The following is a 20,942-nucleotide window of genomic DNA, read 5'->3' as shown; positions in this document are numbered from 1 at the left end:
GTTTTTCTTGATCTTGTCGGGCAGGCTACGGGTCGTTGCCTTGTCACGAACTTGCCTCATCGCGTGGTGAAAGATGTCTTTTCGGCTACGGCAGGTCATTTCCTTGCGCCAGCCCTTGTCTCAGCGGCGCGAACCACGTCCACTACGGGGTCATGTCTTGGGACACACTTGCGCCGCCGGATCACGTGCCGTGGGCAGCCGGCTTCACTCAGTCAACGCCGATCGCCGCGGAAGGGGGAGGGCTCTCCGGCATTGAGGAGGGCATCAACAGCGGCTTCGCTCCCGTGGAGGAGTTCGCCGACCGACTGATCTTCGGCGAGATCACCATCTTCGGCATCGCCTTCCCCTGGATCGTCGGCTGGCTGGTCATCGCCGCCGCGATCTTCACCGTGTACTTCGGCCTCATCCAGTTCGGGAAGTTCCGGCTCGCCATCCGTATCGCGCGAGGTCAGTACACCCGGGACGACGAGCCCGGTGAGATCACCCACTTCCAGGCGCTGTCCTCGGCTCTGTCCGGGACAGTGGGTCTCGGCAACATCGCGGGCGTGGGCGTCGCGATGGTCATCGGTGGTGCAGGCGCGACCTTCTGGATGATCATCGCGGGCATCCTCGGCATGTGCACGAAGTTCGTCGAGTGCACGCTCGGGGTGAAGTACCGCGAGATCCATGCGGACGGCACCGTCTCCGGCGGCCCGATGTACTACCTGCGCAAGGGCATGGCGGAACGGTTCCCGAACGGCTTCGGACGTGCGGCGGGCAAGGTCATGGCGGTGGGCGCCTCGGTCTTCCTGCTGTTCTTCGCCCTCGCGGGCGGCAACATGTTCCAGGCCAACCAGACCTTCGCGCAGGTCCAGTCGGTTACCGGCGGTGACGAGGGCCTCTTCGGCGGCGACGGTGCTGCGCTGATCTTCGGCCTGGTGCTGGCGGGCGTGGTGGCGATGGTGATCATCGGCGGCATCAAGTCGATCGGCCGCGTCACCGAGAAGCTGGTGCCCGCGATGGGGATCGTGTACGTGCTGGCCTGTCTGACCGTCATCCTGGTCAACATCGATCAGGTGCCAGGGGCGGTGAACGCCATCATCTCCGGTGCCTTCAATCCGCAGGGCGTCGCAGGCGGCGTCGTCGGCGTCCTGATCGTCGGCTTCCAGCGTGCCGCGTTCTCCAACGAGGCGGGCGTGGGCTCCTCTCCCATCGCACACGCCGCCGTCAAGACGAAGCACCCGGTCACCGAGGGCTTCGTCGCGCTGCTGGAGCCCTTCGTCGACACGGTGATCGTCTGCACCATGACCGCGCTGACCATCATCATCGCCAACACCCAGTTCTGGCGGGACGGTCAGGCCGCCGTGATGGCGGGCGGCGATGCCCCGGACGGCGTCACGGTGACCTCGTCCTCCTTCGAGACGGTGCTGCCGTGGTTCCCCTACGTGCTGACGATTGCGGTGATCCTGTTCGCCGTCTCCACGATGATCACCTGGGCCTACTACGGTCAGAAGGCCTGGACGTTCCTGTTCGGCAAGAGCCGGGGCAGCGAGATCGCCTACAAGGCCGTGTACTGCTTCTTCATCGTCGTCGGCACCGTGCTCACCCTTGGACCGGTGCTGAACTTCGCCGACGCGACACTCTTCGTCGCGGCCCTCTTCAACATCGCCGGCCTGTACTTCCTGGCGCCGATCGTGAAGCGCGAGGTCAAGGACTACCTGGCCAGGCTGCGCTCGGGCGAGATCGTGCGCATCACCGGTAAGGGCGGTGACACCGGTGCGGGCGGGTCCGGCTCCGGTGAGGTGGAGCCGACGAAGGTGAACGACTGAGCCACTGGGCAGACCGAGTGGCAGCGGACCGCCGAGTAGGCAGGCACCCCGTCCTGTCCACAGTGCTGGTCAAGCTGTCCCGAGGTCGGAGCAACTAGTCCACCGGTTATCCCCACCTGCTCCCCGAGTTGTCCACACAGCCTGTGGATAACTCGGGGATGCCCTTGTTCTGGGCTCAAGTTATCCACAGGCTGTGGACCGTCTAGTTGATCTCTGTGTGGACCGCCTGCCCGTCCGGACCGTCCAGCTGAGCTCTAGAGCTCGGCTCATATTCGGTCAGACGTTGTTCACACGGTGGTGCGCAGCGGCACCTCTCGAATGAACAGCACCGCCACCAGTGTGACGACTGCTGCGACTGCGGAGATGCCGAAGACCAGGCCGGTCGCGTCGCCGTAGGCCGCGTGTACCACGTCTTGCAGCGGCTTGGGCAGCGTCGCGATGTCCAGCGAGGCGCCCGCCTCGCCCGCCGCACCGCCCGTCGCCGCCGCGACCCGAGCGGCCACCTGCCCGGAGAGCACCGCGCCCAGCACCGAGACCCCGGTGGCGCCACCGAGGGAGCGGAAGAAGGTGACGGTCGCGGTCGCGGCCCCCAGATCGCGGGCGTGCGTGTTGTTCTGCACGGCCAGCACGAGGTTCTGCATGCTCAGGCCCACTCCCGAGCCCAGCAGGGCGAGGTAGCAGCCGACCAGCCACAGCTGGGTGTCGTGGTCGATCGTCGCCAGCAGGCAGAGGCCGAGCAACAGACTGATGCTGCCTGCCGTCAGGAAGCCCTTCCAACGGCCCCAGCGCGAGATCAGCCAGCCGGACGCGGTCGAGGTGACGAACAGCGAGAGCACGAGCGGGAGGGTCAGCAGGCCCGCCGCCGTCGGGGAGTGCCCCCTGCCGAGCTGGAAGTACTGTCCGATGAACAGTGAGCCGCCGAACATCGCGATGCCCAGCCCGATCCCCGCGACGGTGGCCAGGGTGAACGTGCGGTCGCGGAACAGCCGCAACGGCACGACCGGCTCCGACACCCGCCGTTCCACCAGAACGGCCCCCGCGAGGCAGAGCAGCGCGGCGCCCAGCAGGACCAGACTGGTCGTCGAGGTCCAAGCGAAGGCATTGCCCGCGAACGACACCCAGACCAGCAGCAGGCAGACGCCGCCGACGATCAGCGTGGCGCCCAGCCAGTCGATGCTGACCTTCCGCTTGATCAGCGGCAGCCGCAAAGTCCGGCCCAGGACGATGAAGGCCGCGATCGCCACCGGGACGACGACGAAGAAGCACCACCGCCAGCCGAGCCACGAGGTGTCGACGATCAGCCCGCCGACCAGCGGACCGCTCACGGTCCCCACCGCGAAGACCGCGCCGAGGTAGCCGCTGTACCGGCCGCGTTCCCTCGGGCTGACCATCGCGGCGATGATCACGGCGGCCAGGGCCTGCACCCCGCCGAGGCCGAGGCCCTGAACGGCACGGAAGCCGATCAGCATCGGGACGGACGTGGCGAGCCCGCACAGGATCGAGCCGAGGGCGAAGAGGCTGATCGAGGCCTGCATCAGCACCTTCTTGCTGAACAGGTCGGCGAGCTTGCCCCAGACCGGGGTGGTCGCGGTGGCGGACAGCAGGGTCGCGGTGACCACCCAGGTGTACTGCGACTGGGTGCCGTTCAGCTCGGCCAGGATGGTCGGCAGCGCGTTGGTGACGATGGTCGAACTGAGGATCGCGACCAACAGGGCCAGCAGCAGCCCCGAGAGTGCCTCCAGGATCTGTCGGTGGGTCATCTGGTCATCGGCGACCGGAACGGGCGGCACGGGCGAAGCGGGCGGCGGTGGCGGGGCCTTGGTCGACGGAGCGGGCGCCCCGGAAGTCGAATGCCGCCCGACGGGTGTCGAAACGGGTGTTGAACCCGTCCTGTCGCGCAGCGCGGACCGCGACCGCATCACATCACTCCTCCGGCCTGGTTATTTAGTTGCCGAACACAACTTTACTGGCGCAGGGCGGCGCCCGTCACGGGAATCAGGGAGGCATCCCTCACACCGGGCGATGCGACGCCCGGCCGTCGGGCCGTTCGTGTCGTCTGCCGAGCCCGGCCGAGGGCGGATCTCGCGGGGAGCAGGCCATCGGCTCCTGAGCCGAGCGCGACGGCATCGGGCCGGGCGGGACAGACACTTCCTGCGCGCCGAGACGGCGATCTCGCCCTGGTCGCGCTGCCGCTGTGGGCCGCGTACCGACGCGCGCGCCGGGGCGGCAGGGCGAATTGCGGGGAGCCGGGGAGCCCGGCCTGCGCGGGGTCGGCGTCGGCCGGAACGCCCGGCCTGCACGGGTCGAGCGCGAACGTGTCCGGTCGTGGTCAGCCCTGGTCGGTCGGACGCGACTCAGGCGGGCGCAGCCGGGCTCCCGGGGCGGGCCCCGCCAGTTCCGGCCCTGCCTGCTCGAGCGATGCCGAGCGGGGCCGTGCCGAGCCTGCCGCCGCCGAACCTCCCGCCGCCCAGCCGGGCCCGACCGGGTCCGGCCCGGCCGAGACGAATCGGCGAACGCAGGGCTGCCGGCCCGCGCCGACGCGCCGAGGGGATCAGAGCATCTCGTTGAGCAGCGGCAGCAGCCGCGCCAGTTCGTCGAGGTCGTCCGTCGACCAGGTGCTGAAGTGCTCGTGCAGCCGTTGTCGTCGGCGCTCCCGCAGTCCGCGCAGCCTGCGGTCGCCAACCTCGGTGATCCGTACGAGTCGGGCTCGTCCGTCGGTGGGGTCGGCGACCCGCGCCACGAGGTCCAGTTCGACGAGCTGGGCGATCTGCCTGCTGATCGTGGACTTGTCCAGGCCGAGCATCTCCACCAGTTCGGTGCCGCGCAGCGGCCCGGCGTCGGCGATCAGCGCGAGGGTCCCGTAGGCGGCGGGCTCCAGCGCAGGGTCGATCTGGGCGGCCAGGCTCAGCGAGATCCGCCTGGCACGCCGGAACAGCATCGAGAGCTCGCGTTCCACCGCCTCGGCGGCCACCCGCCGCCGAGGGTGCTCCTCGCCGTCCGAGGCGTCGATCACCGCGATCGAGTCATCGCCCGACTCCGCTCCCACCGAAGCTCCTACCCGAAACTCTCATAACGGTCTCCGGAGTCCAGTGTCGCACTCTCGGCGTCGGTCACCGACTCCCGTCCGACGGCATGTCGCTGCCCGGCACGGGCCGGCTGTCGTTGCCCGGCATCGGCAGGCCGCCGGAGAGCGCGGGCGGGCTCTGCGGCGGGCTCCACGGCCGAGGCATGCCCTTGGCGGCGAAGTAGTCCCCGCCCTTGCGTCGGGTGTCGTCCGTGCCCCAAGGTCGGTCCCTGGCGATCGGCATCAACCGAGGGATGTGCTTGCGGCAGTGGATGTAGGCCTCCTCGACGGAGACCACGACCCAGCGTTCCGGGGTCCGGCCTCGATCGAAGTCGGTCGGCAGACCCGCGTGCTCGGCGCGCAGATCGGCATCCTGGACGACCTTGGCCTTACCGTTGACGTGCAGCCCGATGAGGTCCTGTACGAAATCGACCATGAGGATGCCGACGTGAGGGTTCTCGCTGATGTTGCCGAGACTGGCCATCACCCCGTTGCCTCGGTACTCGGGGTAGGCCAGCGTGTACGGGTCGAGCACCCGGATGAAGCCTGCGGGCCCGGCGCGCAGCGACGCGTCGCACTCGCCGCCGGAGTCGGCCGAGGCGACGAACGCCATGTCCATCCGTCCGATGAACTCGATCATCATGTCGTTGAGCCGGTCCAGCACCTGATCGCGATAGAAGCGCTGGGCACGCTGCTCGCTGCCGAAGGCGGCCTGCAACCGGTGCTCGCCCGCCGAACCGGGAGCCGCGTGCGGATTCGGCGCGACGGGAGGGACCTGCCCTGGGGCGGTCTGCGGCGGCGTGGGCGGCCTGCCAGGTGCGGGAGCAGGGGCCGGCCGGAACCCGGTAGGCGGCGGTCCGAGGGGCTCGACACGGCGAGGGCCCGGACTGGAGATCGGTTCGGCGAGTTCGAGTTCGAGGAGCTCGGCTGCCGCAGTGCCGCTCGGTACCAGTGTCTGGTGGATCACGTGCCCCACCGTGTCATGCCCCACGTCGAAGTTCCACGCCTGTCCCTCTACCTTCATCCTTCTGCCACAGGCATCATCAACGGTGAGTCACTGGCCTACGCCCAAAGGTGGCATCAAGGAACCATTCTGTCCAATGAGGAGTTAGTGTCCCTCTCGGCAGGGACTGTGAACAGGAACGGCGCGTCTGACCGGGCGCGGCGAACTATTTGGAGAAGACTGCACCCGGACCATGACAGCCAACGCCGTGCTTAGCCCTGAGCCTCCCTCACGACGCGCGCCGTCGCCGGGGATCAGTGCCACCGTGCGCCTGATCCGAGACAGCTACGCGCTCATCGAGCCGCACGCCGACGAGGTCGCCAGATTCTTCTACGGGATGCTCTTCAGCCTCGCTCCTCAGACCAGGGAACTGTTCCCGGTCAACATGGAGGTGCAGCGAAGCAGGCTGCTCCGTGCGCTGGTGCACTTCGTCCAGATGGTCGACAGACCCGACGACCTGCTGCCCTTCCTCCGACAACTCGGCCGCGACCACCGCAAGTTCGGCGTGGTGGTCTCGCACTACGAGGCCGTCGGCACCGCACTGCTCTCCGCGATCAAGAAGTTCGCCGGTGACGCCTGGAACCCCAAGATCGAGCTGGCCTGGGCCGAGGCCTACACGATCATGGCCACGACCATGCAGCAGGCGGCCGACGCCGACGAGAACCCCGCCTGGTGGAACGCCCAGGTCATCGATCACCAGCGGCTGAGCTGGGATCTCGCCCTGGTGCGAGTGCAGCCGCAGCATCCGGTGCCCTACCGCGCCGGGCAGTACGTCAGCGTCGAGGTGCCGCAGCGCCCCCGGCTGTGGCGCTACCTGACCCCCGCGAACTCGCCCGGTCCGGACGGTTCCATCGAGTTCCACGTCCGGGCGGTCGACGGCGGCTGGGTCAGCCGCTCGATCGTCGGCCACACCCAGTACGGCGACCACTGGCGCATCGGCCCGCCCATGGGCCGGATGTCGGTGGATCGCGAGCAGGGCCGGGACGTCCTGATGGTGGCGGGCGGGACCGGTCTCGCGCCGATGCGCGCCGTCCTCGACGAGCTGGCCAGGTACGGGGAGAACCCGAGGGTGCACCTGTTCGTCGGCGGTCGCACCCTGGACGACCTTTACGACCTGGACAACCTGCATCGGCTGAGCATCACCAACCCGTGGTTGACCGTGGTCCCGGTGGTGGAGTCGGGGCCGCTCCGATCCGGTATGGAGCAGGGCACCCTGGCCGATGTGGTCACCCGGTACGGAGCCTGGACCGAGCGCGAGGTCCTCGTCTGCGGCTCGCCCTCGATGATCCGCGCGACCGTCTCGCGGATGCTGGTGGCGGGCACGCCGCTGGAACGCATCCGCTACGACCCCTTCACCCTCGACTGACCCTGCGTCCGCGACGGCCGCCTGGTCCGGCGGCCGTCGCGGTCCGCCGGCGAGCCGTACCACCGACTCCGCAGCTCGCACCGGATGGCGCGCCCGACCACACCGTCACGCGGCTGCGCTCACCTGTGCCACGCGACCGCGGTGTCGATCCGGTCCGGGGATGACCCGTAGGCGGGGCACCGGAACGCGAGGGTCGTCTCGGGGACGGGTTCAGGGCGATCACGGATCAGCGGGGCCTGCTGGTGCGGGACCGTGTCGGGGTGAGCCGATCTGGTACGCCCCAGGCCAACCGTGATGCAGCCCGCTTCGTGTCGGCGCCGACCGAGGAACGACGATGATCGAGTCCGTCGGCCTCACCCGGCGCTACGGCCGCGTCCTAGCGGTGAACGACCTCTCCTTCACCGTCCGATCCGGACGCGTCACCGGTCTGCTCGGCCCGCGTGGTGCGGGCAAGTCGACGATCATGCGGATGATCCTCGGCAAGGAACGACCGACGGCGGGCCGGGCGCTCGTCGACGGCAGGCCCTACCGCGAGCTCGACCGGCCGTTGCGCAAGATCGGCGGCCTGCTCGACACGAGTCGGATTCGATCCCGACGATCCGCACGAGCGCGGCTCGGCAGGCTGGCCAGCCGGAACGGACTGCCTGCCCGCCGGATCGACGAGGTGCTCGACCTCGTCGGACTCGCCGAGATGCGGGCGCACGGCGCCGGGCAGTTGTCGCCGCGCGACACCCGCAGGCTCGGGCTCGCAGGCGCACTGCTCGGCGATCCGGAGATCCTCGTGCTCGACGAACCGACCGTCGGCCTCGATTCCGACTGCGTCGGCTGGCTGCGCACGCTGTTACGACGACTGGCGGCCGAGGGGCGCACCGTGCTGATCTCGGGACATCGACTGTCCACCACGGCCGACGTCGCCGACGACCTGGTGGTCATCGGTCGCGGCGAGCTGATCACGCAGTGTCCCGCGGAGGAGTTCCTCGACACCGCGGGCGAGGCGACCATCCGGGTGCGGAGTCCACAGTGCGCGGTGTTCGCCGCCGAGCTGCGGCGTCGGGGGATCACCGTCCACGAGGATCTCGACGGCGAACACGCGGCGCTGCTGATCACCGGCTCGACGAGCCAGGAGATCGGCGAGCTGGCGGCCGCACTCGCCGTCGTGGTGCACGAGTTGTCGATCCACCGCACCTCGGTGGACCAGGCCTTCGCGCTGATCGCCGACCGGGCGCTGCACCGAAGCGACCTGCACCCGGCGGCGGTCGTCGCGGGAGACGCCGCGGTTCTGCACCGTCGCGCCGACGGCGGGCGTGGCTGAGGCGCGGCAGGCGGACCGAGTCTCAGCGGCTCGCAGCGGTCCTCCGCGCTCTTCCTGATCGACCACCTCGTTCGAGGGACGGCGAGAGACCTCGTCGAGCAACTGCGGCGCGAGGTCGAGACCGGCATCGAGCAGTGGTGGACCGAGCACCCCCCGAGCTTCAGCGCCTATCTCGTGCTCGCCGGGCGGGCGACCCCGATCGGGTTCCGCTCGCCGGACCGCCCGCATCCGACCGCCCGACTGCCGAGGCCCGGCCGCCCGGCCGCCCGGCCCGCAGGACATCGATCGCAGTCACCCCGGACGACGTCGGCTCGTCGGGCAATTTCGACGCCCACGCCGCACCTCTCGGCTGAAAAACGCACGTCAGAGACTCGCGCTAGGAATAACTGATATCACTTTGCTAGTCTTCTGATGTACGAGACAACTGGAGGGGACGATGATCGAAGCGAGTGGCCTGACCAAGCGATACGACAAGACCCTTGCTGTGGACGACCTCAGCTTCAGCATTCGTCCCGGCAAGGTCACCGGCTTCCTCGGGCCCAACGGCTCCGGCAAGTCCACGACGATGCGGATGATCCTGGGGCTGGACCGGCCGACCGAGGGCGACGTCCGCATCGACGGCAAGCACTACCGCGACCTGGCGCAGCCCCTGAGCAAGGTGGGGGCCATGCTCGATGCGAAGTGGACCCACCCGAACCGTTCGGCGCGAGCCCACCTGAGCTGGCTCGCCAAGTCCAACCGCCTCCCGGCGAGGCGAGCGGACGAGGTGCTGGAGATCGTCGGACTCAGTGCCGTCGCGCGGCGGCGGGCGGGCGGCTTCTCACTCGGGATGGCCCAGCGGCTCGGCATCGCGGCCGCACTGCTGGGCGACCCGGAGATCCTGCTCTTCGACGAGCCGGTCAACGGGCTCGACCCCGAGGGCATCCTCTGGATCAGGCAGCTCATGCAGCGGCTGGCCGCCGAGGGACGCACGATCCTGGTCTCCAGCCACCTGCTCTCCGAGATGGCGCTCACCGCACAGGAGCTGGTGGTGATCGGCCGAGGCAGGCTGATCGCCCAGTGCAGCACCGCCGAGTTCGTCGATCAGGCCAGCGACACGACGGTCCGAGTGCGCAGTCCGCAACGCGATCGGCTGCGGTCCGCGCTACGCGGCGAAGGGATCACGGCGGCCGTGTCGAGCACCGACGCGAACGAGCTGATCATCAGCGGCAGCACCAGCGAGCAGATCGGCGAACTCGCCGCGGCTGCGGGCGTGGTGCTCCACGAGCTGACGGCTCAACGAGCCTCGCTGGAGGAGGCGTTCCTCGCGCTCACCAACGAGTCGCTCGAATACCAGGCCCGTAGCGAACGCAAGGGCGAACTCGTCGGCGTGGGCACCGCCTCCGCCGCACGACAGGAGGAGAACCGATGACCCTGATCGCCGTCGAGCGCATCAAGCTGCTCTCCATCCGATCACCCTGGTGGTGCATCGCGGCCGGTGTCCTGGTGTCGGTCGCACTCGCGGGTCTCATCGCGGGCTTCTCCGACCCCGAGATGCTGTCGATCGGGCTCACTCAGACGACGAACCAGTTCGGTTTGATCCTCGTCATGGCGATGGCCGCCCTCAGCATCACCACCGAGTACCGCTTCGGTACGATCCGGGCGACCTTTCAGGCCGTGCCAGACCGGGGCTCGGTCCTGTTGGCCAAGGGCGTCGTGATCGCCTTCCTGGCCGGAATCACCGGCCTCGTCACAGCCTTCGGCTCGTGGGGCCTCGCGGTGCTGCTCTCCCCGGAGGCCCAGCTCGCCATCACCACGGCCGGGCAGTGGCGCACGGTCGCGGGCACGGGACTGGTCTACGCGATCGCGGGCGTCTTCGCCCTCGCCGTCGCCACGCTGGTCCGGCAGCCCGCCGCAGCCACCACCGCCGTGATCATGTGGCCGCTCGCGGTGGAGGCCCTGGTCCCGTTGATCCCGAGGGTCGGGCCGGCCGTGGAGCCGTGGCTCCCCTTCTACGCGGCCAACCACTTCCTCTTCGGCGGACAGGATGACTTGGCGGTGAGCATGAACGCGGCCGGGGTGCTGACCAGGTCTGACATGCCTTTCGGGCCGTGGGGCGGCCTCGGCTGGTTCGCGGCGATCTCGGCCGTGCTGCTGGTGCTGGCGGTGATCGTGACGAAGCGGCGCGACGCCTGAGGGGCCTGTCTTCGATCCCGGTCTTCCTGTTGCGCGGGGCAGGCGAGGCGATCTGCGGCAGCTCAGCCACGCCGATCCCCGCTCACGACTCCAGAGGGAGCAAAGGCGGATTCCGCGAACCACCAGATGACGACCGATCGGCAGATGTTTCGGGGACATGTCCGATCGGGTCGGGGGAGAGGTCCGGGCAGGCTCGGTGCGAGCCTGCCCGGACCTTTTTCACTCCACGTGCGGGTGGATCGGTCACTGTTCGTAACCAATCTCGTGATCTCCAACACAACTACATAATAATACTGTTAATTGGAAAGAGGGGTCCCGGCTCGGACGTTAACGTTGGTGATGCTGATAGTCCTACCTACCCCTAGGAGGCATGGATGCCAGCACTCCGCAGCAGGCCCGAGCCGAGCGAATCCGAACGGCCGGACCTCAACCCCGCTGAACGCGCCACGGCCGCAGGCACCTTGTCCGGTACCGGGCTGGCCGACCGAATCCCACTTCCCTCCGCCGACGGGTCAACTCGTCTGACTCTCACTCAGGCCAGATCCACCGGAGACTCCTTGTCCTGGTTGCAGCCCCTCCCCGAGCTCGAATGGTCCCTGGCGCTGGAGGGCAGCGGACCCAGCGTCGCCGACTCGCCGTCGGACGCCCGCAGCTCGTGGGTGCACTTCGGCGCCGAACAAGACGTCCTTGACCTCTACCGGCAGGCGCTCGTCGCAGGCGCCGACCCGGCCGCGCCATGGTGGCTGCGCGCCGTGCACCACGGTGTCCTGGCGTCTCGCGCGGCAGGCTATGCGGTCGAGGACGCTCTGCACGCCGTCCTCGTCGAGCGTCCCGGCTGGGTCTTCGTGCCCTGGGCGGGCAACGGTCGCAGCTGCTACTGGGAGTACACGCCGTCAGACGACGGTCGCGCCCTGCACCCGACCACGATCATCCTGAGTGAGAATCACCCTGGTCTGGTGCTCGTGCTCCCCGCACAGAGCAGCACCCCGGTCCCGCCGGTCCGGTTGGCGGGCGTGGACGAACTGCGTGACCGGCTCACCGAGATCGGAAGCTGGCGGGTGGCCTGAGCCATGGCCGGATCGCAGAAGACGATGGTCTCGGCAGGCGGGCGCGGTGGGCAGGTCCCTGCCGCGCCCGCCTGCCGAGGCGGAGGCGCGAACGCGTCGGGGGGCGAGCGCATTCGCCCCTCCTCGTCTTGATCTTGCCGCACGGGTCCCGGCTCGACAAGGTCGTCGCCCGCCGGAGCATCGACCGCGTTCCGGCTGAGAGCCTGTCTGTGATCCCTGCTGTCGGAGTTGCGCGGGGCAGGCACGGCGATCCGCGGCGTTGTCGTCGGTCCCCATGACTCCGTCCTGGCTCCCTCCTGTCGCCTGGCAGCTCAGCCACGCCGATCCCCGTTCACGACTCCAGCGGGATCACAGACGGACTCTGAGGTCGTCGGCCGAACGACCGTCCCGACTGGACTGATCCTCGGGGCCTGGGGCAGTCTCGGACACCGCGCCAGGTGGCGGAGCCGAACGACGATCTGCCGCGTCTCACCGGACGAGCCTGGCGAAGTGGTCCAGGCCGGAGTCCAGGGAGGCAGATCGGGTGCGAGAGCTCGCCGTGGACTTCGGCACCTCGAACACCGTCGCGGCCGTCCGTACCGGCCCAGAAGCCCCGGCCCGGCTGTTGGGCATCGACGGCAGGCCGGTACTGCCCTCCGCTGTCTGGCTGTCCCCCGACGGGACCCTGGTCGTCGGGCGCGATGCCGAGCGGCAGGCACGGCTCGACCCCAGCAGGTATGAGCCGAACCCGAAGCGACGGATCGACGACGTCGAGGTCCTGCTCGGCGACACGGTCGTTCCGGTGGTCGACCTGATCGCGGCCGTGCTGCGTCGGGTGGCGGAGGAGGCTCGCCGCCAGCTCGGCGCGAACCCGGACCTCGTCCTGCTGACCCATCCGGCCGACTGGCATCGCATCCGGTGCAACACCCTGCGCTCCGCCGCTCGGGCGGCGGGCTGGGCCGATTCGGTGCGGCTGCTCGCCGAGCCTGCCGCAGCGGCTGCACACTTCGCCGGTCTCGAGGATCAACAGCGCAGGCTTGCGCCCGGACATGCGCTGGCCGTCTTCGACATGGGCGGCGGCACCACGGACGCCGCGCTCGTGCTGCGCACCGGAGGCGATGACTGGCAGGTCCTCGCGGAGGCGGGCCTGTCCGATGTCGGCGGCACCGACATCGACCAGGCGCTCCTCGAACACGTGCGTCGGGCGGTGGGCGAGGGCAGACCGGAGTGGCCGGAGCTGCTGCGCCCGACGACGGCCGCGAGCCGCCGATCGGCGCGCGCGATGATCGACGACGTGCGAGAGGGCAAGGAGGCGCTGTCCCGCTACGCGCAGACCGACATCCCGCTGCCCGCCCCGCTCCCGGACGCGCATGTGACCCGCGAGGAGCTGGAGGCGCTGGTCCGACCGCAGCTGGAACGGGCCGTGGCGATGCTGTCCAGCACGATCAACAGCGCAGGCCTGGCTTCCGGTCAGCTCGCGGGCGTCTATCTGGTCGGCGGTGCGTCCAGGATGCCCGCCGTCGCGCAGTCGATCTCCGAGCGCCTCGGGCTGATTCCGGTGGCGGTGGAGTCGCCGGAGAACAGTGTGGTGCTCGGGGCCTTGTCCGCGCCGCCCGCTCGCGACTTCACCGATCCCAGGGAGCGGACTCCCGCGGGCGCGAGTCCGCTCGGCGGCGTGCCAGGGCAAGTTAGGCCTGGCCTCACCAGGCCGGTCTCCCCGGCGTCGGGCACTGCCGGGCCTGCCGTCGGTTCGCACCCCGCCGGGCCGCCGAACCTCGCAGGGCAGGGGCGGTCCCGACCGCCGTCGTCCGAGCCGGTCCCGGTGCAATCGCCAGCCGGGTGGCAGGCGACGAGGTGGCAGCCGATCGCCTCCGACCAGTCCACCGGGTCCTCGGGGCCCGACGAGCCGGTGGGTTCGCAGGTCCCCGAGGGGCCCACTCACGTGATGAACGCGCCGAAACGGCCTCGACGCTCGCCCGGCGCGCTGTGGATCGTTCTGACTGCGGTCGTCGCCGTCGCCGCTCTCGCCGTGGCGGGCGTGGCCGTGTGGTCGCTGAGCAACCGGGAGGACCCGATGGCGGGCGGCGACGGGCTGACGACGGGATCCGGAGCGGACGACCCGACGACCGGAGATCCCCGCCCGCCCGACCCGGACCCGGATTCGACGTCCTCCGGCGGCGAAGATCCCGCGGACGGGTCCGACGCGTTCGGTGACGCCGAGGAACTGCGGGAGTTCGCGGGGGTCGCGGTCGAGCGGGCGGACTCCTGCACCGACGTCAGCGACGACGAGACGTACTCCTACCTGGTCGACGCGGCCGTGCGCTGCGACTACGCGACGGCCGATGGCGACTTCGAGGCGTACTTCTACGACGGCTCGGCCTGCGATCTCATCTTCAGCCCCATCATGGGCTCCGGCGAGACCGGTGAGTGGTCCGGCGCGGGGATGACCGGCGACTGGGTACAGCAGCTGATGCCGACGGACGGCACCGAGCACCTGCTCTACCGGCCGGACGACGGCGGCACGATCTGCGGAGACGCCACCAACGCCGAGGACGACCCGCGCACGGCGGACGAGGTCGTGGCCTTCTGGGAGTCCACGATCCGGCCCGGGAGCTGACGGGCGCCGAGCCGCCTCGTTCGCCGCACCGGTCCGCGATGCGGCGCGGACACGCTCCGCAGTCCGGGCGGGTGCACAGCGTGGAGCGGTCGGATGGCACAGTCTCTTCCTCGGGAGAGGAGCGTGACCAGTCATGTCACCCACTGATCAGCAGGCGCACCACCGCACGGTGGTCAGCTATGTGCGTCGAGGCGAGCGGCTGACCGCAGGCCAGGAGCGTGCCTGGCGACAGCACTGGGGCACCCTGGGGCGCGATCTCGCGACGCTGGACGCAGGCGAGCTGCCGGTCGAGGACTGGTTCGGCAGGCAGGCGCCGCTGACGCTGGAGATCGGCTCCGGGATGGGCGAGACCACCGCACAGCTCGCTGCGGCGGAGCCTGCGGTGAACTACCTGGCGATCGAGGTCTACAAGCCGGGCCTGGCGCAGTTGCTGATGCGCAGCGTGGAACTCGGCGCGACCAACCTGCGTGCGCTGCGAGGCGACGCCGTCGACCTGCTCAACGCGCACCTGCCGCCAGCGTCGCTGGCCGGGGCACGAATCTTCTTTCCCGATCCCTGGCCCAAGACACGCCACCACAAGCGGCGGCTGATCCAGCCCGCCTTCGTTGCGCTGCTCGCCACCCGGCTGGCGCCGGGGGCGACCCTGCACCTGGCCACGGACTGGGCCGACTACGCCGATCAGATGGCGGAGGTCTGCTCGGCGGAGCCGACCCTGCGGAATCGGTACGCCGCCGAGCCGGGCGGCTGGGCACCGAGGCCGGACTGGCGACCGGTGACGAAGTTCGAGCAGCGCGCGAGAGCCGAGGGACGGATCTCGCGCGACCTGATCTTCGAACGCCGGGACTGAATACTCGCCGGCGGGCAGTAGGTTGTCCGGGCGGGATGCTCGATCGCGGTCCGCAGGCAGGCACCCGATCGCACGACACCGAGCGAGGACCCGGCCGGGCCCGACTATCGGAGCATCCACCCCACTCGTCCTCGACCGCAGCGAGCGGTCGCCGGTCGATGGGCGCAGAACGTAGGAAGCCCGCTTGGACGACTTCCGATCCTTGACGACCGTGGACAGCGGGGTGATCCCATCTCGATCGAGCAGAAGCAGGGCAGCACGGCGCGGACGACCGATCACGCCGCTGCCGAGGAGTTCGTCCGCGCCTTTCACGAGGCGCATCCGAGGGCGGGCTCGATGGCGGAACGGCTGGCGAGCGTGCACGCCGAGATCGATGCGACCGGGACCTACCGACATCTCCCCGCCGAACTGGCCTACGGGGCCAGGATCGCGCTGCGGGACAGCGGCTGGTGCGGCAGCGGCGTGCCATGGTGGGCCACCCAGGTTCGTGACCTTCGCGCCGTGCACACCGCCTCAGCGGTGGCGATGCAGTGCTTCGAGCATCTGCGACTCGTCGTCAACCAGACCGGCGTCACACCGATGGTCACGATCTTCGCCCCGGACACGCCGATGGGCTACGGCCCGAGGATCTGGAATCAACAGCTCGTCGGCTACGCCGGACACGTCGACGGCGACGGCAGGGTGCTCGGTGATCCCCGGCAGGCCGAGTTCACCGAGGCGGTTCGAGGACTCGGCTGGCAGCCGCCGGTCGGACGGACGAGGTTCGACCAGCTGCCCCTGGTCGTGGCGACCGAGCAGGAGGGACCCCGGCTGTTTCCGCTGCCTCGGGACGTCGTGGCGGAGATTCCGTTGGAGCACCCGGAACTGCCCTGGTTCGTGGAGTTCGGGCTTCGCTGGTACGCGGTCCCGGTGATCAGCGACATGCGATTGTGCGTCGGAGGCATCGACTATCCGGCCGCGCCGTTCAACACCTGGTTCATCGGCGGAACGGTCGGCAGCCGTGACCTCGGTGCCGAACAGGCCTACGCCATGGCGTTGCCGGTGGCCCGCCGAATGGGGCTGGACACCACGAGCGAGCACACCGGCTGGTACGAGCGGGCCTGTGCCGAGCTGGATCGCGCCGTGCTGCACTCCTTCGGCGCCGCAGGCATCCCGCTCTTCGATCAGGATGCCGAGGCCGCGCAGCGGATGGCCTGGCTGCGGGCCTGGCATCGGCCGGGTGGACGTCATGCCTGCTACGTCCGAGGCGGTTGAGGGCCTTCTCGTGCAGTCGGCGGTTGGCGCCGATGGTGGCAGCGGCGCCGGGGCGGTCGTGGCCGGTGACACCGCCGACCGGGGTGACGCAGGCCGTCCGAGGCTGCGTCGACGGCGCTGCCGTGGCGGCGGGGCCGGGCGGGTCGGGCCAGGCTCTGCCGCTACGGTCGGCCGCCTGCCTGGCCCGGTCGCGCCGGCGGCTCCGTGGCTCCGTCGCCGCGTCTCGTGCCACCGCCGGGCCTCACTGATGACGGACGGCGGCGGCGAGGCGGGGCTCGAACAGGCTCGAGCGGCGGGCGGTCCGCTGCGAAGTGCCCTGCGCGGTGACTCCCTCGGCCGCCGCCTTCCTGGCTGCGACGCGCGGACCCTCGGCTCGCCGCTCCGTGAGGTCGGGCAGCAGGGTGCTCAGCGCCATCAGCAGCAGCATGGTCAGTGCCAGCACGCCTGCGGTCCAGGTCAACACGATGTTCATCATCTTCGGCTCCCGAGTTCGTTGGGTCATCGTCGTGCTACGAGTCTCGCTCTCGAGGGGGCCGGTCCGGATCGGTCGGACGGCCGAGATCGACGGGCCGATCGGCTGGTCTGCACCCGACCGATCGGCCGGGGCCGAGCGACGACCTGTCCGGCGGGGCCTCGGCTGGGCCTCGGCAGGCAGCGTCCGGCGGCGCGGCACGGTCGTGCACTGTGGACGACGAAGCGCAGCGGCGGCGACCCCCGCCGTTCGGCGCGCGGGCACCGCAGCGGACGGCGGCGGCCTGCGACCGTGCCGTTCGCAAAGCCTGTCTTCAATCCCCACTTCCCTGTTGCGCGGGGCAGGCGGCGGCGATCTGTGGCGTTGTCGTCAGTGGACATGACTCCGTTATGCCTCTTTCCTCCGCCTGGCGGCTCGTCCACGCTGATCTCCGCTCACGACTCCAGGGGGATCAAAGACAGGCTCTAGAAGACGCGCCGCGATCCGGCTGCGGCATGGTCGTCGACCAGGCGGATCGGGCGGTCGTCCTCGCGAGTACGCGGGACGAGACGACGGGCTCGGCGCTCTCCCCGGCGATCAGGAGTCGCCCGCTTCCGCACGAGCCGTAGGGCGAAGCCGACGTCCGACTCGCAGGCCGCGCCTGCGAAGCGGGCGCACCGTGCGCTCCACGACGCAGGCGACTCTCGCGCCCTGCTATCCGCGATCGTGCCGAGACGCTGCCCACGGGACGACCGATCGTGCGGTCGCCTGTCCTGGCGGCCGGTGACACCCGCCGTCGTGTCGAACGATCAGCACCGGCCGCCTGCCGCCAGGACGGCGGTCACTCCTCGGCGAAGGGCTCGTCACTCACATTGCGCAGCACCCGGCCCGCCGCCCAGGCGGCCGACACGGCGACGGCGACACCGAGCGCCACCGGAACCGCCAGCGAGGGATGGATCACGAGTTCCAGGCCGAACAGCCGCACGAAGCCCGCGCCCACGCCGAAACCCGCGAGAGCCGCGCCGAGGGACGCCACCAATGCAGGCAGCGCGGCCTCGGTCCGCAAGGCCCGGGCCAGGACCTGCACCGAGGCCCCGGTGGCGGTCAGCGCGCCCAGAGTCCGGCGGCGGTCCAACACCGAGCCCGCCGAGGTGACGACGGTGCTCGCGCAGGCGAGCAGGGCCGCGATACTCAGACCGATGATCGTCACCCGGCGTAGATCGTCGAGCAGGATGCGGCTCTGGACCTCGGTCATGGCGACGCTGTCCACCTCGACTCCGGGCGCAGCCCGGCCGAACGCGGTGCGGACCACCTCGGTCCGGTCGGCGGGCGCACTGACCAGCACGGAGGTCTCGGCGATCGCGGCGGAGTCCTGGACGAGAGCGGGATCGACCAGCACCGACCCGGCCAGCTCCGCAGTCGATCCCGCCATGGCATGCACGGTGACCGGCTCCCCGTCGGCCAGCGGCACCCCCGGCACCGACTCGTCCTGCGCTGCGTCGTCGGGACTCGTCCCGGCCCCGTCTTCGGTTGCGGGCCCGGCCTGCTCCGGTTCTCGGGCGGTCCGAACGTTCTGGAGTCGCAGGCCGGTATCGGGCAGGAACAGTTCGCTGCCCACCCAGACCCCCGGCTCCTCGGCACAGCGGCCGATCGGCAGCCGAGTCAGTTCCGCCGCAGGCGCGCACGCCAGTACCAGCGCGGGGTACTCGTGGTTGCCGTCGCCGGTGCGGAGCCGCGCCCGGCCTGCGGTGACCACCTCGCCGGGCACCTCGTGCTCGGCGAGGCCGATGCGGAGCCGCTCGGCGATCTCCTTGGCGTCGGCGGTGGGCACGTCGGCGTACAGGACGTCGGACTGGAACGAACGTCCGACCGGACTGCTGTTCGCCAGGCTGGGCAGCACGGTCAACGCCAGCGCCCCGACGAACACGGCCAACACCACACCCGAGGACGACCGATAGGCCGCCTGCGGGTCGTCTCGCAGCCGTCGCCCCGCGAGCAGCGTCGACGGTCGGCGCCACAGCGTGGTGAAGAGCAGGCCGATCATCGAGGTCAGCCACGGGCCCACCGTCGAGGCGGACAGGACGATCGCGGCCATCGAGAGGATCAGCAGACCGGGGCCGCCGCCGTTCTGGGCGACGAGCAGGCCTGCGGCGAACAAGGCCCCCACCATGACCAGGACCACCAGTCGCCACGTGCTCGGTGCTCGGCGGCGTCGTGCGGCCACCGCACCGAGCGGGTTCGCCACCACCCGACGGAGGCCGAGAACGGCGGCGAGGACCACGAGCAGCGGGATGCCGAGTCCGACGAGCAGCAGCGTCGAGGCGGCGGGCGTGAAGTCGCCGGGCAGCCAGGTCCCGCCCTGCCAGGAGACCCGTGCGACCAGGCCCGGCACCGGGATGCCGAGCAACAGCCCGAGTGCGGTGCCCGCGACGGCGGCGATCCCGGACTCGACGGCGGTCAGGAACAGCACCTGCCCCGGGGCGGCACCCGCCAGCCGCATCGAGGCGAGCCTGCGTTCCCGGCGGGCGGCGGTCAGCCGGGCGGTCGAGGCGACCAGCACCAGGCTCGGTACCGCCAGGACGGCCAGGCCGATCATCGCGAGGGTGAGCAGGAAGATGTCCGGGCCGCCTCGGTCGCTGATCAGTCCCGAGATCGCATCGGCGTCCGCACTGAGATCAGCCTCGTGGTGTCCGACCACGGCCACCAGCTGTTCCGGAAAGGCGAGGGCCTCCTGACCGAGTTTCCCGACCACGACCCCGGGGAACCGGTCGGCGAGTTCCTCGGGCGGCAGCTGTGCCGCCAGATCGGCGAGGGCGGGAGAGAGCAGCACCTCGCCGGGAGCGGGGAAACCGGGGATCCCCGCCGTGACCGGGACGGTGTCCGGCGCCGCGTCGTCCTGCACCGCCACGTCGAGCCGGGTGATCGGCTGCGTTCCGACGACGTCGGAACTCTGATCGACCAGCGCGGCCGTCGAGGTCGGGGTGCCGTGCGAACCGACGTACTGCCAGGCAAAGCGCTCGCCGCGTGCCGCCGACGCGTCGGGCAGGGTCAGCAGCAGGACGACGAGTGCGGTGCCGACCGCGACGCCTGCCGAGGTCAGGGCGGCGGAGATCCGACTCCGCCGGTCGAAGCGAAGGATGCGCAGGGCGAGCCCGACGGGGTTCATGCCGAGGGCCGTCCGGCGACGAGGCCGTCGCGGATCTCCACCCGACGCCCGGTCCGATCCGCCACGGCGGGGTCATGGGTGACGATGACGACGGCCGCCCCGGTCGTGCTCGCGGCGTCGAGCAGGGCGGTGATCGTCTCCTGCCCGGTGTGCGTGTCCAACGCGCCGGTCGGCTCATCGGCGAAGATCACCTTTGGCTCATGCGCGAGCGCCCTGGCGATGGCGACCCGTTGAGCCTGGCCGCCGGATGCCTCGCCGGGCCTGCGCTGCTCCAGCGCGGCGAGCCCGAGCCGATGCAGCCAGGTCCGGGCCGTCGTCAGCGCGGCGGACCGGTTCGTGCCGCCCAGCAGCAGCGGCAGCGCCACGTTCTCCAGACAGGTCAGCTCCGGGACCAGCATCCCGGCCTGGAACACGAACCCGAAGGCGCTGCGCCGGAGTTCGCTGCGCTTGCGTTCTGGCAGCTTGTCGATCCGCTGATCAGCCAGGAGCACCTCGCCCCCGTCCGGCGGCAGGATGCCTGCCAGGACGTGGAGGAGGGTGGTCTTGCCGGACCCGGACGGCCCGACGATCGCGACGACCTCGCCCCGGTTCACGGTCAGGTCGACGCCCGCCAGGGCATGCTGCTCGCCGTAGCGCTTCGTCAGGCCGTTCCCGACGAGCAGCGTCGCCTCGCGGCCTCCTGGCGTGGAGGTCCCGTGATCTGCGGCCTCAGGTGCGGTGGTCATCGGTGGCACGGTCGGTTCACCTCGGGTTCGCGTCGGACGGAGGTCCCGGCGCCTGATCGACGCGGCGAGCGCGCATCGCCGTGGTGCGGGACCGGACATCACAGTGCC

At 70.4% G+C, this 20,942-nt stretch carries 15 protein-coding genes; 9 read left to right on the top strand and 6 right to left on the bottom strand.

All coding sequences use genetic code 11. From position 1 onward, the window contains the following. The first annotated feature begins 152 nt into the window (after positions 1-152). Positions 153-1,808: an alanine/glycine:cation symporter family protein gene (locus UA74_RS29770; protein ID WP_083683824.1), complete on the top strand. Its 1,656-nt coding sequence runs from the start codon at positions 153-155 to the stop codon at positions 1,806-1,808. 287 nt (positions 1,809-2,095) lie between these two features. Here the strand turns inward: UA74_RS29770 and UA74_RS29765 are convergent, their stop codons facing one another. The 3 genes from UA74_RS29765 to UA74_RS31295 form a co-directional block, all read right to left on the bottom strand. Then, positions 2,096-3,568: an MFS transporter gene (locus tag UA74_RS29765; protein WP_083684192.1), complete on the bottom strand. Its 1,473-nt coding sequence runs from the start codon at positions 3,566-3,568 to the stop codon at positions 2,096-2,098. A gap of 791 nt (positions 3,569-4,359) precedes the next feature. Beyond that, positions 4,360-4,854 (bottom strand): MarR family winged helix-turn-helix transcriptional regulator, encoded by a 495-nt coding sequence (locus tag UA74_RS29760; protein WP_232237558.1) that lies wholly within the window; start codon positions 4,852-4,854, stop codon positions 4,360-4,362. 64 nt (positions 4,855-4,918) lie between these two features. Then, a complete protein-coding gene (locus tag UA74_RS31295) occupies positions 4,919-5,896 on the bottom strand; it encodes a pyridoxamine 5'-phosphate oxidase family protein (RefSeq protein WP_083683822.1) in 978 nt (325 codons plus the stop codon). A gap of 172 nt (positions 5,897-6,068) precedes the next feature. On the opposite strand from UA74_RS31295, the gene UA74_RS29750 reads away from it, so the two are divergent. From UA74_RS29750 to UA74_RS29715, 8 genes are all read left to right on the top strand, one after another. Beyond that, entirely contained in the window at positions 6,069-7,241 is a 1,173-nt protein-coding gene (locus tag UA74_RS29750; protein ID WP_083683820.1) for an FAD-binding oxidoreductase, read from the top strand. A 334-nt stretch (positions 7,242-7,575) separates the two neighbouring features. Then, positions 7,576-8,553, top strand: a complete 978-nt coding sequence (locus UA74_RS29745) for an ABC transporter ATP-binding protein (protein ID WP_075743129.1) — start codon at positions 7,576-7,578, stop codon at positions 8,551-8,553. A 436-nt stretch (positions 8,554-8,989) separates the two neighbouring features. After that, on the top strand, positions 8,990-9,964 hold the full coding sequence (locus UA74_RS29740; RefSeq protein ID WP_075743128.1) for an ABC transporter ATP-binding protein: 975 nt from the start codon (positions 8,990-8,992) through the stop codon (positions 9,962-9,964). After that, positions 9,961-10,728, top strand: coding sequence for a hypothetical protein (locus tag UA74_RS29735; protein WP_075743127.1), 768 nt, complete (start codon positions 9,961-9,963; stop codon positions 10,726-10,728). The genes UA74_RS29740 and UA74_RS29735 overlap by 4 nt, the downstream gene beginning before the upstream one ends. Before the next feature lie 374 nt (positions 10,729-11,102). Next, positions 11,103-11,795: a hypothetical protein gene (locus UA74_RS29730; protein ID WP_157434516.1), complete on the top strand. Its 693-nt coding sequence runs from the start codon at positions 11,103-11,105 to the stop codon at positions 11,793-11,795. A 523-nt stretch (positions 11,796-12,318) separates the two neighbouring features. Continuing rightward, a complete protein-coding gene (locus UA74_RS29725) occupies positions 12,319-14,391 on the top strand; it encodes an Hsp70 family protein (RefSeq protein ID WP_075743126.1) in 2,073 nt (690 codons plus the stop codon). Positions 14,392-14,524: 133 nt separating this feature from the next. After that, positions 14,525-15,238 carry a tRNA (guanosine(46)-N7)-methyltransferase TrmB gene (gene trmB / locus UA74_RS29720; RefSeq protein WP_075743125.1) on the top strand — a complete coding sequence of 238 codons (714 nt, stop codon included), beginning with the start codon at positions 14,525-14,527 and terminating at the stop codon, positions 15,236-15,238. 42 nt (positions 15,239-15,280) lie between these two features. Next, positions 15,281-16,492: a nitric oxide synthase oxygenase gene (locus UA74_RS29715; protein ID WP_083683819.1), complete on the top strand. Its 1,212-nt coding sequence runs from the start codon at positions 15,281-15,283 to the stop codon at positions 16,490-16,492. A 241-nt stretch (positions 16,493-16,733) separates the two neighbouring features. On the opposite strand, the gene UA74_RS32585 is transcribed toward UA74_RS29715, so the two are convergent. The 3 genes from UA74_RS32585 to UA74_RS29700 all read right to left on the bottom strand — a co-directional run bounded on the left by UA74_RS32585 (position 16,734) and on the right by UA74_RS29700 (position 20,834). After that, complete coding sequence (locus UA74_RS32585; protein WP_157442344.1) at positions 16,734-16,967, bottom strand: hypothetical protein; 234 nt, start codon at positions 16,965-16,967, stop codon at positions 16,734-16,736. A gap of 817 nt (positions 16,968-17,784) precedes the next feature. Further along, complete coding sequence (locus tag UA74_RS29705) at positions 17,785-20,109, bottom strand: FtsX-like permease family protein (protein ID WP_075743122.1); 2,325 nt, start codon at positions 20,107-20,109, stop codon at positions 17,785-17,787. Beyond that, positions 20,106-20,834, bottom strand: a complete 729-nt coding sequence (locus UA74_RS29700; RefSeq protein ID WP_083683817.1) for an ABC transporter ATP-binding protein — start codon at positions 20,832-20,834, stop codon at positions 20,106-20,108. The genes UA74_RS29705 and UA74_RS29700 overlap by 4 nt, the downstream gene beginning before the upstream one ends. Positions 20,835-20,942: the final 108 nt, after the last annotated feature.

This window comes from Actinoalloteichus fjordicus (assembly GCF_001941625.1).
In the GTDB taxonomy this organism is placed as follows: domain Bacteria; phylum Actinomycetota; class Actinomycetes; order Mycobacteriales; family Pseudonocardiaceae; genus Actinoalloteichus_A; species Actinoalloteichus_A fjordicus.
Note: the sequence above shows the minus strand (reverse complement) of the source record. Positions and strands in the feature narration are given on the sequence as shown.